Here is a 15,082-nt window from a genome sequence, read left to right as displayed (position 1 = left end):
CCTGAGGTGAGGACCTCAGTAGATCAACGGACGTCCTTGACGAACACCACGCCGTCGCACGTGTCCAGTTGCGCCGGGTCGAGAGGCGCGTACCCGAACCACGGCGACTCCCGGCGTTTCACCGGCGCCGTGATCGTCGCCGGGGCCAGCACGCCGACGTTCTCGGTCGCCTCCTGGTAGAGCACCCCTTCCAGGGTGTCCCGTGGCGGCTCGCCCACCCCGTGTTCGTGCCGTGTGCCCAGTGCCGTGGCCAGGACCGCGTAGTCCGCCCCCAGCCGGGCACCGGCGAGCGCCCCGGCACTCCACCACTCGAGCAGTTCGTCACCCATCCGCATGCTGCTCGGGCTGCGCAGCACATGCGAGTTGTGCGCGTGCACCAGCAGCGGCCCCCGCTCGGCCAGCGCCAGCAGGTTCGCGGCCATCATCGACGACCGGACCCGGATCAGCCCGGTGAACCGCCGCGGCGACGTGTCCGCCAGCGCCGCGTGATAGCGCAGCAGCCCCACCGCGGTCCGCGCCCGCATCCGCTCCTCGACCAGCGGCGCGACCTCGGCGTCCAGCCGTGCCGTCAGGTCGTCGGCGATCACCCGCAGCCGCTGGGCCGCGGGTGTGGTGCCCACCGCCAGCGCCGGATCCCACATGATCTGCGGGTCCTCCCAGCGGGCGTCGTCGCCGATCAGCTCCTCGACCTCCGGGTCGTCGGTGAGTCCCCGCAGCGCCCGGCGGGGGCTGGCCGCCGCGCTCATCTCCAGCGGACCGTCGAACCCGGCGAACCGCACCTGATCCCCGGCCGGGCGTCCCGTGTTGAACTCCCGCATCCAGGCGACCAGGTCCCGGTTGCCGGCGTCGGCCCCCAGGTCCGGGTGGCTGAACCCGCGGGCCATCACGTCGTCGAGGTCCCCGGCACCGGTCGTCACGTAGGCGTCGACGAGCAGCCCCGCCAGGCAGTCGCTCTCCACGGTGATCGTCCGGTAGCCGTGCTGCTCGACCAGGTCACGGAACAGTGTGTTGCGCAGCCCGAGCAGGGTGTCGCTCCCGTGGGTGGGTTCACCCAGTGCCAGCACTCGCGGCCGTCGCCCGAGGACGGCCATCACCTTTGCAGCATCCATACCCTTGAACAGTAACCCTGAACAGTCGAGTGAAGCTTTTCCGCTCCTACCCCGGCGAATCCGATAGGAAGTTTAAAACGAGCAATCACTGATGCCCGCGGACAGCATCACGGCCTCCGAGGGCGGCGGCGTAACGGCGCGGCGGCGTACCCATGATGCGTTTGAATGCGGTGTTGAACGCATGCTCGGACTCGTAACCCAGCGAACCGGCGATCCGGGCGATGGTGTCGTCCCCGCTGCGGAGCCGGTCCGCGGCGAGCATCATCCGCCACCGGGCCAGATAGGCGATCGGCGTCTCCCCGGCCCGCGCCCGGAAACGCTCGGCGAACGTGGACCGCGACATCCCGGCGACCGTGGCGAGGTCCCGCACCGTCCACGCCCGGCCCGGGTCGGCGTGCATCGCCGCCAGCGCGGCATGCAGCCGCGGATCCGCGAGCGCGGCGAACCAGCCGACGTCGTCGCGGGCGGGCGCGGCCAGAGCCAGCCGCAACGCCTGGACCAGCATCATGTGCGCGAGCTGCTGCACCATCAGGGCCGAACCGGGCCGGGGCTCGCGGAACTCCTCCATCATCAGCTCGATCGACCAGCGCAGCCGGGCCCGGTCGCCGGAGGTCTCGACCAGCATCAGCGGGGGCAGGTCACGCAGCAGCAGCTCGACGTGCGGGCTGCCGGCCTCGAAGCGGCTGCCGACCAGATAGACGTCACCGCCACCGTTGTACGTCACGACCTCCCCGCTGCGGTCCGGGTCGAGCACCACCGACGACCGGGCCGGTGTCACGCCGGGCGCGCTGCCGATGACGGCGGTCCGCCCGGTGGGCAGCACGAAACAGGCGCCCTCCGGAACCGGCACCGGCGCGGCCCCGCCGACCGTCAGCCAGCAGGACCCCTGGACGACCGCATAGCACTTGATCCGCCCGGCCAGGTCGTCGAGCTCCAGCGCCCACTGCCCGCCCGCGTCGAACCCGGCGGTGATGTAGCTGCGCGGCTTCAACAGAGCCAGCACCTCACTCAGCGGATCCACGCCACCCCCGGACGATCGCGAACACATCAAAGACTTTCCCGCATAGAGGGTACGACCGGAGCGCCCTACATTCGGATCATGACAACGATCGGATTCATCGGCACCGGCCGTATCGGCGGCGCCCTCGCGCAGCTGGCCGTCGACGCCGGACACCACATCGTGCTGAGCAACAGCCGCGGACCGCAGAGCCTGCACGACACCGTGGCCCGGCTCGGCCCCCACGCCCGCGCGGCCACCACCACCGAAGCGGCGGCCGCCGGTGACCTCGTCGTCGTGAGCATCCCGGTCCGCGCCTGGCGGCAGGTGCCGGCCGCACCACTGCGCGGCCGGACCGTCGTCGACACCCTCAACTACGACCCGGACCGTCAGGGCGCCGTCCCCGAGATCGAGGCCGGCACCGTGGCGCCGTACCTGCTGCTGCAGGACCATCTGCCGGACGCGTACGTGGTGAAAGCCTTCAGCACGGTCTTCTTCCAGCACCTGCCGCAACTGGCCCGCCCGGCCGGCGCCCCCGACCGCAGCGCCCTGCCCATCGCCGGCGACCACCCGCCGGCCAAGACCGCGGTCGCCGCGCTGATCGACTCGCTCGGGTTCGACGCGTACGACGTGGGCCCGCTCACCGAGAGCCGCCGGTTCGCGCCCGGCACCCCCGCCCAGCTCGCCCACCTCGACCCGGACGGCATGTTCGCCGCTCCACCCCGGCCCGCGTCCGCCACCGAACTGGCCAGGCTCCTCGACCTCCCCTGAAATAGGATGCCCCGGTGCAGACGCAGCGGATCGACGTCACCGACCACGGCATCACCGTGGCGTGGCAGGAGCCGCCGCTGCTGTCGTTCCGGGGCGTCGAGATGCGGCCCGGCACCACCGGCGTCGACGAACTCCCGTGGGACGACATCAGCCGGGTCACACTGACCGTGGACGGGCTGCCACCCGACGGGGAACGCTGGACGGAACTGGTGGTCGACCTCACCTGGGGCGAGTTCCTGCCCGTGCGGGCCGACGCGGACGGTTTCGCCGAGGCGGTCCGGGCCCTGTGCGCCCGCTCCGGAACCCCGCTGCCCGACCCGGCCGCCGCGACCACCACCGTCTGGAGCCGCGGCGGCTTCTGACGTAATCAGCGTATTCCCCGCCGGTCACCGCGCGGTCCGGGCGGGCGTCTTCGGCGAGCGCTATCGCTGTCTCCCCTCGGCGTGAAGTCCCAGCTCGCGGCCTTCGCCGAGGTGAGCTTCGCCGAGGTGAGCTTCTTCGACGGGCGAACGACCGTGAACGACCAGCAGCCCCTGAGCCGTCGTTGAGGGTTTCGCCAGTCAGGCAGCCGCCCACGACGGCTGAGCCCGTCGAGCCGTCGTGGGCGGCTGACCCCGGTCCTCCCGTTGACCACCGGCGACGGCTGGTAGGTCGCCGGCCGCCGTTCACGGTCGTTTTCGCCACGCTGATGAACCACTGCCGACGGCTGAGGCGACCGGACCGTCGACCAGGGCTCTCCGGAAGCCGGAAAGACAACCCGCTGCGACGGCCGGCGGCCATTCACCGCAGATCACTCATGACACCGTGAGTGCCGGCGGCAACATTGTTGATCAACTGATTGGTGTGAGCGGAACGGTGGCCCGGTCGGACGATCACCAACGCGCCGCGCCCCTCCACGGTCGGTCATCCCACGCGACGTTGTGTCAGCCCCTCGCGACGGCGCGTCCAGCCCAGCCGTCGGCCACGGTCCGCCCGCGAGCCGAAAGCAGCCGTGGCCGACGGCCGGGTGGCCCCGAGCCGTCGCCCACGGCTGATTTCCGCTCTCCGAACAGCCGTCAGCGACGGCTCAGCCAGTCCGGCCGTCGATCGCGGTCCGTCCGGGAGGGTGGGTTTCAAGGAGCCGAAAGCAACCGTGGGCGACGGCCGGTCACGGCTGGACTCCGCGGGGGTAGCCGTGGGCAACGGCCGGTCACGGCTCGACTCCGCGGGGGCGTTCAGCCGTGGGCGACGGCCGACCGGCTTGAGCTCCCGGATCGGCTCGTCACCCACGGCACGAGGTGGATCGATCGGCCGCCGGATCGCCGCGGTCTCGAGCACCAGGGGACGACAGCTCAGCGGCGGCCGATATCGCGGGACGGCCCTGAACGAGGGCCGCCACTCTCGGCCTCTGTCGACCAGGAGCCGGAACAGGAGCTTTGCGCCGGCGGTCATCGCGCACACCGAACGGCGCCTTCGCCGTGTGACCACTGGCAGGCCGCCCGAGATACGCCGCGCGCGGATCACCTCTTTCGCCGAGGCGATCAGGGGTGGGCGTACACGATGAACGGGTTGGAAAGATCTTGATTGTCGATCAGGATGTCGGCGTGGGCGGCCGGGTCGATCTCGTTCAGGTACAACCGCTCGCCGGGGATGTAGTAGGTGCGGTAGCGAGTGGCGGCGGCCTCCGCGGACGGCATCCATGCCTGGTCGCGATGGGTGCCGCGGCGCAGCACCTCGTCGAGGGTGATGTGCAGGTGGATGCGCAGGTCCCACAGGCCGTCGTAGTCGGGTTTCTGCAGGAAGGCACCGTCCGCGATCAGGATCGCATCGTCGGGGGCCTGCTGCCAGGGCGAATCGACCGGGGTGCGGCCGGTGATGTCGGTGATCCCGGTCCGGTATCGCCGGGTGCCGCCCGGGCCGAGCGGGGCCAGCAGCAGGTCACGGACCGCCCCGGTGTCGAACATGTCGTGGTAGTAACTCTCCGGCGTGCCCGCGGGGTGGGCGACGCGGTCGTGCACGGGCCGTTTGAAGTGGTCGATGCCGACGCGGATGACCGGGCGCGGGGTACGCGTTCGCAGGTGCGCGGCCAGGTTGTCGGCGAGGGTGGTCTTGCCGGCGGCGGAGCAGCCGTCGATGCCGACGCGGGTCGGGTGTGGGGTGTGCGCTGCCAGGATGCGGTGGGTGAGCTCGGTCAGGAGCCCGGTCATTCCGGCCGGCGCTGGCGCAGGTAGGCGAGGACGGCCTCACGGGTGGTGCGGACGCCGAACAGGGCGCGGGCCTCGGCGATACGGCGGTTGGCGGTCCGCAGGGAGAGGAACTCGGCGGCGGCCGCGGCGGCGATCGTGTCGCCGGCGGCGAGGCGGTCGAGCAGGGCGCGTTGTTCGGGGATGAGGCTGGCGACGGCTTCGCCGCTGCTGGTCGTGGCGGCGGGGGCGGCGCCGTCCAGGTCGGCGTTGAGCGGGCCGAGGCGGGCCAGGTCGTCGATGAGGGCACGGCCGGCCGGTGAGGCCGTGTCGCAGACGGCGACGACGCCGGCGCCGCGGGCTGCGGCGAGGACCGCGAGCTGGACGGTCTCGGTGTCGTCGTCGGCGATGCGGCCGTGCAGGACCAGGCGGGCGGCGCCGACGTCCCAGGACGGGTCGGGCAGGGCGAACCCGGAGCGGGCCGTCCATCCTTCGCGGGCCAGGCGGCGCAGGAGGGTGTCGGCCTCGGCTGAGGAGGCGACTACGTGGCGTGGTGCTTCGGTCTGTCTGTTCACCGGCCATCCTCGCTGGGTTCGTAGGGTTCGGGCCGTGCAGGGGGCGCGGCGAAGGCCACGGCGGCGGCTTCGGTACGGGTCCGGGCGCCGAGTTTGCGCATGCTGGCGCGGATGTGGGTGTCGACGGTCTCGGCGGAGATGCCCAGTTGCCCGGCGATCCGGCGGGTCGGCTCGCCCGCGGCGACCAGCGTCAGCACGTCGATCTCGCGTTGGGTGAGGCGGCCGGCGGAGCGGGGGCTGCGGGTGTCGCGCTGGATCTGGTGGCGGCGCAGTCCGCGGCGGGCACGGCCGGCCAGGACGACCAGCCCGGCCTGGTCGGCGAGGGTTTCGGCGTGCAGCAGTGCCGCGACGGCCCGGTCGCGGTCGGGGTCGGTGAGCCCGGCGGCGATCAGGCAGCGGATCTGTTCGCGCAGGACCAGGGGCTGCCAGGCGTCGGCGGCGGTGGTGAACCCGCTGCCGACGGTCCAGGCGGTCAGGGTGCGCCGGGCCGGCCCGGGCAGCGCGATCGGGACGGCGGCCGCGCCGGGGGTGCCCAGGTCGTGGGCGGCCCACCGGGCGGTGATGGCGTGCAGGCCGCCGAGCAGTCCCGCGCCGGTGGTGTCGCCGGCGGCGCGTTCGGGCTGGCCGTCGAGCCAGGCCGCCTCGCGGGTGACCCACGACGGCGCCGGGTGCGCGGGGGCGGTGGCCAGCCGGGACCGGGCGGCGGCGAGCAGGCCGGTGTCGGCCTCGATGAGGGCGGTCGCGGCGGTCGCGTAGGCGCGGGCCTCCGGCGGCAGCGCCCGGTCGGTGAGGTTGCCGGCGCGGCGCAGGACCCCGTCGGCGCCGTCCCAGTCGAGGCCGGCGGGCTGCTGGTGGCCGTGCAGGGTCAGGGCCCAGTCGGCGGCGGCCAGGAACCGGGTCTGCCAGCCGTACGCGAGGGCCTGCGCGGCGGCCGCCGCGGCCCGCAGCGCGGTGGTGGCGGACTCGACGAGACGCCCGTCGGCGGCCAGGTGTTCGACGAGCAGCCAGGCACTGTGCCGGGCGATCTGCGGGTCGGCGGTGGTTGCGGCCGCGGCGAGCGCGGTGTCCCAGCCGGGCAGGCGCTCCGCTGCGGCGACGGCGGCGAGGGCCGCGGCGACACCGGGCGGCGGGTGCGGGTGCCGGACGGCGATCTTGTCGGCGAGTTCGCGGGCCCGGTCCGGTTCGGCGGCCTGGGTGGCCAGGAGCAGGACCCGGTCGCGGGCGGCGAGGACCGGGACCGCGGCGGTGTCCGGGACGATCCGGACGGCGGTGCGGGCGCCGTGCGGGTCACCGGCCTGCAGCAGGGCCTCGCCGCGCAGGGCGGCGGCCTCCAGGTGGTCACCGGCGATGGGGTGCAGCACGTCGGCGGCGTCGGCCGGGCGCCCGGTGGTCAGGGCGGCGTCGGCGGCGGCGAGCCGGACCCGCGGGTCGACGGTGGTCGGCAGGCCGCAGGCGAACAGCAGCAGTGCGGCGCGTTCGGCGCCGGCGGCCCGGTCCGCGGCGGCCAGGGCCTGCCGGTAGGCGCCCGCGGTGTCACCGGCCGCGGCGAGGTGCCGGGCGGCTTCGGCGGGCGGGGTCAGCGCGGCCAGCCGGGTGTGCAGGTCGGCGCGGGCCGTGTCGTCGAGCAGCCCGGCGGCGGTCTCGGCCACGAAGGTGGAGACCGGCAGCAGGGAACCGCCGGGTTCGGCGGTGACCAGACCGGCGGTGAGCAGGTCCGCGGCGCCGGTGCCGAGCAGCGCCGGGCTGGCCGGGCGGCCGAGCAGCCCGAGCGCGGCCATCGCGGTGCGGGCCGGGCGGGGCAGGTCGGCCAGGGCCGCGGCGATCGCGTACGCGACCTGGTCGGTCTCCTCGCCGATCGGGCCACGGCCGGAGGCGGCCTGCCGGGCCAGGGCGATGACCGCGAGGGGGTTGCCGCCGGCCCGGGACGCGACGGCGGACGCGGCGATGTCGTCGAGACCGGCGGCGGTGCGCCGGGCCAGGGCCACCGCGGACGGCGGGTCCAGCGGCGGCACCGGCAGCCACAGGGTGGCCGCCTTGCGCAGCGCGGTGTGCAGTTCCTCGGGCAGCCGGTGCGGGGTCCGCACGGCGACCAGCACCCGGCAGTGGCGGGCCAGGTGCGCCACGGCGGCGACGGTCGCCGGGTCGGCGTGCTGCAGGTCGTCGAGGACGAGCAGGCCACCGCGGACCCGGGACCGGACGGCCTCGGCGAGCAGGTGCACGTCGTCGGCGGGCAGCCGGGCCCGGACCGCCCGCGACAGCGCGAGGGCCGGGACGCTGGACAGCATGGCCAGGCCGCCGCCGAGGTGGGCGGGGCCGGGAACGGCGGCGGCGACCCGGCGCAGCAGAGTGGTGCGGCCGCAGCCGGGTGGGCCGGTCAGCACGACGAGGGCCGGGCCGTGGCGCAGTGCAGTGCGGGCGGCCACCTCTGGCTCGTCCGTCACCTGCGCTCCCCCTCCCCTGGTCCGCAGCCCTTGCCTGGCACGAAGCCGGGATCCCCCGCCCGGTGCCGGTCCGTAGGCTGTGCTGCATTGCTGCAGCTCCGACGGAAAGGTCCCTTCGTGACGTGCTCATTGTCGCCGACAGCATGGTCGGCTGACGAGTCGTGGTGACCGGGCCGCTGACTACCGGTGTCGCGACGCTCTGTCACGAGATCGTCTCCAGGATCTCCTCCGACGCTGGTGGGCAGGTACGACAGATCGGCGAGCGCCTTCACGATCCGCTACGAGTAGCGATCGCGGGCCGCTTGAAAGCCGGAAAGTCGACACTAGTCAACGCATTGATCGGCCGTCGAGTCGCCCCCACCGCGGCGGGTGAGTGCACACGGGTGGTCACCCGTTTCCGTTACGGCCCGGCCGACCGCATCGACGTGGTCGCCCGTGACGGCGCCCGCACCAGTCTGCCATTGGACGAGGACGGCATGGTGCCCCGTCGTCTGGGCGTGCCCGCGGCGCGGATCGCGTACGTGGACGTGACCCTGACCAGTGACCGGCTGCGGGACCTGACCGTGGTGGACACGCCGGGGCTGGCGTCGACCGACACGGCCGGCAGTGCCCGCGCCGAGGAGGCCGTCGGCATCGACGAGGACTCGGCGGTGGAGGTCGCCGCGGCCGAGGCCGTCGTGTACGTGTTCACCCAGGCGGTCCGGGCCGACGACCTGGCCGCGCTGGAGGCGTTCCACGCGGCGTCGACCCGGATGGCGACCAGCCCGATCAACGCGATCGGCGTGCTGGCGAAGGTGGACACCCTGGTCGGCGGGGCCGCCGACCCGTGGCCGGTGGCCGGCCCGCTCGCACGCCAGCAGGCGCGGCTGCTGGCGCGCACGGTCGCCGACGTGGTGCCGGTCGCCGGTCTGCTGGCCGAGACCGCCGGTGCGGGACGGCTGACCGCCGCGGACCGGGCGGCGCTGGCGGCCCTGGCCGGGTTGCCGGTCGACGAGCTGGGCCTGCTGCTGCTGTCGGTGGACCTGTTCCGTTCGCGGCCCGCCCCGGTCGGCGCCGAGCAGCGCGAGCGGCTGCTGACCCGTCTCGACCTGTACGGGATCGGGTTCGCGTGCGCGCAGCTGGCGGCCGACCCGCGGATCGGCACGGGTGAGCTGGTCCGGCGGGTCGAGGCGGCGTCCGGGTTCGACCGGCTGCGCCACACGGTCGACGCGACGTTCCGGTGGCGCTCGGACGCGATCAAGGCGGGGTGGGCGCTGACCCGCCTGGAACGGCTCGCCGGGCGGACCGCGGACCCGCGGGACCGGGAGGCGATCCGTGACGGTCTGGAGCGGGCGTTGCGGGATCCGGCGTACCACCGGCTGCGGCTGCTGGACGCGGCGCAGCGGGCGGCGACCGGGGCGGTGGTGTTGCCGCAGCCGTGGGAGCAGGAGTTGATCCGGCTGGCGACCTCCGACGATCCGCGCTGGATCCTGGGCCTGCCGGAGGGCGACGCCGGTGAGCTGACGGCGGCCGCGGTCGCCGCGGCCGGGCGGTGGCGGGCGTACGCGGTCGACGGTGCCGGGCCGGCCCAGGCGCGGATCGCGCAGGTCGCCCACCGCGGGTTCCACCTGCTGGCTCAGGAGGTACGGGCGTGAAGGAACTGACCGGCGCCCTGGACAAGGCGGTCCGCGATGCCCTGTCGTATCTGCGGACGGCCGACCCGGACGCGGCCGCCGACCTGGCCGAGCTGCGGCGTACCCATCTGACCCGGCCCGGTGTGGTGGTGGTCGGCGAGACCAAACGCGGCAAGAGCAGCCTGATCAACGCGCTGCTCGGCGCGCCCGGCCTGTCCCCGGTCGACGTGACCGTGGCGACCACCGCCTACCTGCACTTCCAGCCGGGGCCGGCGTTCACCGCGAAGGCGTACCTGCCCGGTGTGGGTGAGCCGATCGACGTGCAGGATCTGTGTCAGCCGCGGGCCCGCCGCATCGAGGTCACCCATCCGGCGCCGATGCTGCAATACCTGAGCCTGCTGGACACCCCCGGCGCCGGGGGCCTGGACCCGGTGCACGCGACGATCGCCCTGGACGCGGTCCGCCGGGGTACGGCGCTGCTGTTCGTCGCCGACGCCTCGGCGCCGCTGTCGAAACCGGAGCTGGACTTCCTGGCGGCGGCGACCGAACGGGTCGACGCGGTCGTCTTCGCCCTCGCCAAGATCGACGCGTATCCGCAGTGGCGCACCATCCTGGAGGACAACCAGGGGCTGCTGCAGAGCCACGCGCCACGGTTCGCCGCCGCACCGTGGTTCCCGGTCTCCAGCCGCCTCGCCGAACTGGCCCTGGGCAGCGACGGCGCCACCCGCGACGCGCTGGCGGAGGAGTCGCGGATCCCCGGCGTGCAGCACGCCCTGGTGGAGCTGGCCGGCCGCGGTCACCAGCTGCAGCTGGCCAACGTGCTGCGGGCGGCACGCAGCGACCTGCACCGGCTGCACCGGGCGGCCGAGGCGCGGGTGGAGGCGGCCGCGGCGGACCCGGCCCGGCAGGCGGAGGCCCGCGCGGAACGCTCCGCGCTGGCGGCCCGTAAACGCACCGAGTCCCGGCAGTGGACGCTGAAACTGAGCACCGAGATCCAGCGGGCCCGGGTGGAGACCGTCGGGCACCTGCGGACCCGAATCGGCGAGGTGCAGCAGGACTGTGCCCGGCACATCGACAGCGCCCGCGGCGAGGCCCTGGCCGCGCTGCCGGACCAGGTCGACACCCGGCTGCAGGCCGTGGCCGCGGACCTGGCCGGACGGCTGGAGGACACGTTCCGCGACATCGCGGAGAAGGTCCTGGCCGACGCGTACGACGCGGACCGCCTGCACCTGGAGACGAAACTGCGGCACAGCCTGGCCGCCGGGCCGCCCCGGGACGGTTCCGGCGACAACATGCTGATCGCGTTGTCGGCCGGGGGCATCGCGTTCATGGCGGGCCGCGGGGCGATGCTGGGCATCTCCGCCCTCGGCGCGGCCGGCCCGATGCTGCTGCCGTTCGCCGGGATCGGACTGGGCCTGGCCGCCGGCGGGTACGTGTTGTGGCGGCGCCGGGTGCACACCGACCGGCGGCACGCCCAGACCTGGCTGCGGGACGTTCTCGCCGAGGCGCGGGCCGCGCTCACCGACGAGATCAGCCACCGGTTCACCGACCTGCAGTACGCGCTGTCGGTCGCCCTCGACGACGCCATCGAACGGCGGCTGCGGGACCTGGACGCGCTGATCGCCGAGATCGACGCGGCCCTCGCCGAGGACACCGCCGGACGCGCCCGCCGCCGGGCGGCAGCGGTCACCGAACGCGACGCGATCGCCGCCCGGATGCGGCAGGCCGACGAGGCCCTGCTGCGCGCCCGTGCTCTCACCCCGACACCGCTGGAGGACCCCGCATGACCGACCACTGGGACGACGACGATTTCGACCTCCCCGCAGCGGAACACGATGCCTTCCACGATCACCACGAGGAGCATTTCGAGCTGCCCGGGTACGACCACGACCACGACACGCCCGACTGGGAGGAACCGGCGGAGATCGACACGGAGGCCGTGGCCGCCGTGGACGACGACACGATGTTCCCGGCCGCCGTGGACATCGGTGAGCTGCCCGAACCCGTCGACGGCTTCCCGTGGATCGACACCGCGACCCTCGGGATCGCCGACCCGGGCGGGTTCACCGCGCCGGTGGAGGCGGTGACCGCGCAGGAGGTCGCCGCGTACGCGGGCGTCGACGTACCCGACGGCGCCGACGCGTGGACGGTGCTGGCAGCCGCCGAGGACCCGGCCACGAGTGCGCTGGCGCGATGGTGGACTCCGGATGAACAGTGATCCACGTCTCCCGTGAACGGCCGCCGGATGGCATCATGACCGCGCACCGATCGACACCCAGGAGCGCACCCGATGGCCGTGACCGGCACACCACCCGTCCCTGTTCCCGCCGGTAAGCGGGAACGATCCGGCTGGTACCTGTACGACTGGGCCAACTCGGCGTTCTCCACCACGGTGATCACCGTTTTCCTCGGCCCGTTCCTGACCAGCGTCACCGAACAGGCCGCCGGCTGCGCGCTCACCGACGACGACTGCACCGGTGTGGTGCACCCGTTCGGCATCACGGTGGCCGCCGGCTCCTACTACGCCTACCTGGTGTCGCTGTCGGTGCTGCTCACCGTCTTCGTGCTGCCGGTCATGGGCGCGATCGCCGACCGTGCCCCGCGTAAGAAGCCGCTGCTGGCCACCGCCGCGTTCATCGGCGCCGCCGCCACCGTGTCGATGGCGTTCGTCACCGGCGACCGCTATCTGCTCGGCGGTCTCCTCTTCATGATCGCCAACATCGCGTTCGGCGCCGCGATCGTGGTCTACAACTCCTTCCTGCCGCAGCTGGCCGGCCCCGACGAACGCGACAGGATCTCCAGCCGCGGCTGGGCGATCGGCTACCTCGGCGGCGGCGTCCTGCTGCTGCTCAACCTGATCGCCGTGATGAGCCTCAGCGAGGACGGCAACCCGCAGCGCACCCTCGACCTGGCCCGCTGGTCGATCGTCTCGGCCGGCGTGTGGTGGGCGGTGTTCACCCTGTTCCCGCTCTTCTGGCTGCGCGAGCACCCCGGCGGCTCGTCGCCGGCGGCCACCGGCACCGGCGGCAACGTGCTCACCGACGGGTTCAAGCAGCTCGGCCACACGATCCGGCAGATGCGGGCGTACCCGCTCACCCTGGCCTTCCTCGGCGCGTACCTGATCTACAACGACGGCATCCAGACCGTGATCGCCCTGGCCAGCCAGTTCGGCACCGAGGAACTCCACCTCGACCAGTCCACCCTGATCATCACCATCCTGATCGTGCAGTTCCTCGCGTTCGGCGGCGCGCTGCTGCTCGGCGCCCTGGCCAACCGGATCGGCGCCCGCAAGACCGTCCTGCTCTCCCTGGCGCTGTGGCTCGGCGTGGTCGTCGCCGCCTACTGGCTGCCGGAAGGCGAACCGGTCCCGTTCATGCTGCTCGGCGCCGGCATCGGCCTGGTCATGGGCGGCAGCCAGGCCCTGTCGCGGAGCCTGTTCTCCCAGCTCATCCCGGAAGGCAAGGAAGGCGAGTACTACGGCTTCTACGAGATCAGCGACAAGGGCACCAGCTGGCTCGGCCCGCTGTTCTTCGGCCTGATCTTCCAGATCACCGACAGCTACCGGGCAGGCATCGTCTCGCTCGTCGTGTTCTTCCTGATCGGCGGCATCCTGCTCGCCCTCGTCCCGATCCGGCGGGCCATCGTCGCGGCCGGCAACACACCGCCCAGACTGCTCTGATGGACATCACGATCGACCACGACTCGCCGGTCGCCCCCTACGAACAGGTCCGGCTGCGCATCGCCGCCCTCGCGGCCGACGGCACGCTGGCCGCGGGGGCGAAACTGCCGCCGGTGCGTACCCTCGCCACCGATTTGGGTCTGGCGGCGAACACGGTGGCGCGCGCCTACCGCGAACTCGAGCAGGCCGGTCTGGTCGCCACCCACGGCCGCGCCGGCACGGTGATCACCGCCAAGGCCACCGGCACGTCCCTGCGGGCCCAGCGCGCCGCCACCACCTATGCGGAACAGACCCGGGCGCTGGGCATCCCGGCCGACCAGGCCTTGGCGCTGGTCAAGGCCGCTCTAGAAGCCTGAGGGGTACGCACGGGCGGGCCGGCCGTGACCCGCGGCCGTCGCCCGCGGTCGCTTCCGGCTCACGGATGAACCACCACCGACGGCCGGGACAGCCGAGCCGGCCGAGATGCCACCGGACCGAGGTGACGGCCCTGCTGGAAACCGACGGCAAGGCCGAACAGATCCTGGTCGAACACGTCAAAGTGGCAGCGCAACGCCGAGGGCCGCTACGCCGGCGTGCTGGGCATAGTCAGCGCCCGGTTCCGCTCCTGAACGGGTCCGGCTCCGCAGTACGCGCCGACCGGGCCGTCCACCACACGGCATAGACCAGCACTCCGACGGCGAAGCCGGACATGCCGCCGGTCACCACCTGGCGCAGTGCCACCAGTGAAAGTGAAGAAGTGACCTCGGTGCCCACTTTCAGCAGTGCCCCGGCGACGCCCGCGACCAGCAGCAGCGCCACGGTCACCAGACGTCCCGCCGTCCCGAGGACCGTGTTCGGCGCGACGGTGTGGCGGGGGGTGCGGCGTACCCGAACCCCCAGCCACACGGCGATGGCGAGCATCCCGCCCAGGGTGCTCGCCCACCACAGCGCCTCGGTGACCGCGGGCGTGTCCGGCAGCGGCGACCACTCCCCCGACCCGCTGTCGTGCACCAGTCCGTCCCAGACGAGGTGGGTGCCCACACCCACCAGGGCCGACACGACGATCCAGCCCAGCCGCGCACCCGGCAGCCAGCGGAACCGGCCCACCCCGTCCGGCAGACGAGCCACCACACCCTGCGGAAGCAGAGCACGCAGCGGCCGTACCAGCAGGTGGTGAAAGAGCGCGAGCAGCAGGAGCGCGACGACGGTCCCGGCCACCAGCCCGGTGCCGACCCGATGCGTGTAGGTCAGGTTGAAATCGCTGTAAGGCCCCCATTCCGCGGAGGTGGCCTGCGGAAGCAGATAGGGCAGATCCGGCGCCACAGTCCCGGCGACCACCGCCGATACCACCAGCGGCGTCGGCCCGAACAGCAGACCCGCAGCCGCATGACTGACAGTGAACGGCATTCGACACTCCCGTGCTTCCCGTCGATCTCGGCCGGAGCTTACGGGGCGTGCGGTGCAGCCGTGACGGGCAGGCGGAAAGAGCTGCCGGCGCCGGCCAGACCGGCGGCCCGGTGACATCTCAGCATGAGTCACCCGGCCGGCGCGGAAAGCGGGGATCACGGTGACCGGAGACAGCGGCCCGCGGCGGTGGGACTCAGGAAACCAGACACGTTTCGTGGTCAGGGTGCGAAGCCCGTCCGCGTGGTGATTTCGGGCGCGCTGGACGCCCGAAATCACCACGCTGTTGTGGGTGTGGTGAATACGGGCGTGCTGAGCGCCCGAAATCACCACAGAGGCAGACCCTGACTGC

General features: G+C 73.3%; 13 protein-coding genes. 7 read left to right on the top strand and 6 right to left on the bottom strand.

What is annotated here, in order from left to right:
• Window positions 1-23 precede the first annotated feature (23 nt).
• Together WH85_RS30280 and WH85_RS30275 are read right to left on the bottom strand one after the other, a co-directional pair.
• Window positions 24-1,109 (bottom strand): erythromycin esterase family protein, encoded by a 1,086-nt coding sequence (locus tag WH85_RS30280; RefSeq protein ID WP_045745457.1) that lies wholly within the window; start codon window positions 1,107-1,109, stop codon window positions 24-26.
• 85 nt (window positions 1,110-1,194) lie between these two features.
• Entirely contained in the window at window positions 1,195-2,130 is a 936-nt protein-coding gene (locus WH85_RS30275; RefSeq protein ID WP_045745456.1) for an AraC family transcriptional regulator, read from the bottom strand.
• Window positions 2,131-2,208: 78 nt separating this feature from the next.
• On the opposite strand from WH85_RS30275, the gene WH85_RS30270 reads away from it, so the two are divergent.
• A complete protein-coding gene (locus tag WH85_RS30270) occupies window positions 2,209-2,877 on the top strand; it encodes an NADPH-dependent F420 reductase (RefSeq protein ID WP_045745455.1) in 669 nt (222 codons plus the stop codon).
• A 14-nt stretch (window positions 2,878-2,891) separates the two neighbouring features.
• A complete protein-coding gene (locus WH85_RS30265; RefSeq protein WP_045745454.1) occupies window positions 2,892-3,239 on the top strand; it encodes a PH domain-containing protein in 348 nt (115 codons plus the stop codon).
• A 1,158-nt stretch (window positions 3,240-4,397) separates the two neighbouring features.
• Here the strand turns inward: WH85_RS30265 and WH85_RS30260 are convergent.
• The 3 genes from WH85_RS30260 to WH85_RS30250 are packed head-to-tail and all read right to left on the bottom strand — an operon-like array spanning window position 4,398 to window position 8,055.
• On the bottom strand, window positions 4,398-5,063 hold the full coding sequence (locus tag WH85_RS30260; RefSeq protein WP_045745453.1) for a nucleoside/nucleotide kinase family protein: 666 nt from the start codon (window positions 5,061-5,063) through the stop codon (window positions 4,398-4,400).
• On the bottom strand, window positions 5,060-5,614 hold the full coding sequence (locus WH85_RS30255; protein ID WP_045745452.1) for a hypothetical protein: 555 nt from the start codon (window positions 5,612-5,614) through the stop codon (window positions 5,060-5,062). Before WH85_RS30255 ends, WH85_RS30260 begins: the two co-directional genes overlap by 4 nt.
• A complete protein-coding gene (locus WH85_RS30250) occupies window positions 5,611-8,055 on the bottom strand; it encodes a LuxR C-terminal-related transcriptional regulator (RefSeq protein WP_045745451.1) in 2,445 nt (814 codons plus the stop codon). The genes WH85_RS30255 and WH85_RS30250 overlap by 4 nt, the downstream gene beginning before the upstream one ends.
• Before the next feature lie 161 nt (window positions 8,056-8,216).
• Between WH85_RS30250 and WH85_RS30245 the strand changes: the two genes are divergently transcribed.
• The 5 genes from WH85_RS30245 to WH85_RS30225 all read left to right on the top strand — a co-directional run bounded on the left by WH85_RS30245 (window position 8,217) and on the right by WH85_RS30225 (window position 13,703).
• On the top strand, window positions 8,217-9,689 hold the full coding sequence (locus WH85_RS30245; protein WP_045745450.1) for a dynamin family protein: 1,473 nt from the start codon (window positions 8,217-8,219) through the stop codon (window positions 9,687-9,689).
• Window positions 9,686-11,455, top strand: coding sequence for a dynamin family protein (locus tag WH85_RS30240; RefSeq protein ID WP_045745449.1), 1,770 nt, complete (start codon window positions 9,686-9,688; stop codon window positions 11,453-11,455). Before WH85_RS30245 ends, WH85_RS30240 begins: the two co-directional genes overlap by 4 nt.
• The gene (locus WH85_RS30235; protein ID WP_045745448.1) at window positions 11,452-11,886 is read left to right on the top strand and encodes a hypothetical protein; all 435 of its coding nucleotides are present in this window, start codon (window positions 11,452-11,454) and stop codon (window positions 11,884-11,886) included. The genes WH85_RS30240 and WH85_RS30235 overlap by 4 nt, the downstream gene beginning before the upstream one ends.
• Window positions 11,887-11,958: 72 nt before the next feature.
• The gene (locus tag WH85_RS30230; protein WP_045745447.1) at window positions 11,959-13,347 is read left to right on the top strand and encodes an MFS transporter; all 1,389 of its coding nucleotides are present in this window, start codon (window positions 11,959-11,961) and stop codon (window positions 13,345-13,347) included.
• Window positions 13,347-13,703 (top strand): GntR family transcriptional regulator, encoded by a 357-nt coding sequence (locus WH85_RS30225; RefSeq protein WP_045745446.1) that lies wholly within the window; start codon window positions 13,347-13,349, stop codon window positions 13,701-13,703. Before WH85_RS30230 ends, WH85_RS30225 begins: the two co-directional genes overlap by 1 nt.
• 229 nt (window positions 13,704-13,932) lie before the next feature.
• Here WH85_RS30225 and WH85_RS47535 read toward each other — a convergent pair whose 3' ends face one another.
• The gene (locus WH85_RS47535) at window positions 13,933-14,733 is read right to left on the bottom strand and encodes a DUF4184 family protein (RefSeq protein WP_052720905.1); all 801 of its coding nucleotides are present in this window, start codon (window positions 14,731-14,733) and stop codon (window positions 13,933-13,935) included.
• Between the last annotated feature and the right edge of the window lie 349 nt (window positions 14,734-15,082).

The sequence above is a fragment of the Actinoplanes rectilineatus genome (assembly GCF_000962825.1).
GTDB classification, from domain to species: Bacteria; Actinomycetota; Actinomycetes; order Mycobacteriales; family Micromonosporaceae; genus Actinoplanes; species Actinoplanes rectilineatus.
Note: the sequence above shows the minus strand (reverse complement) of the source record. Positions and strands in the feature narration are given on the sequence as shown.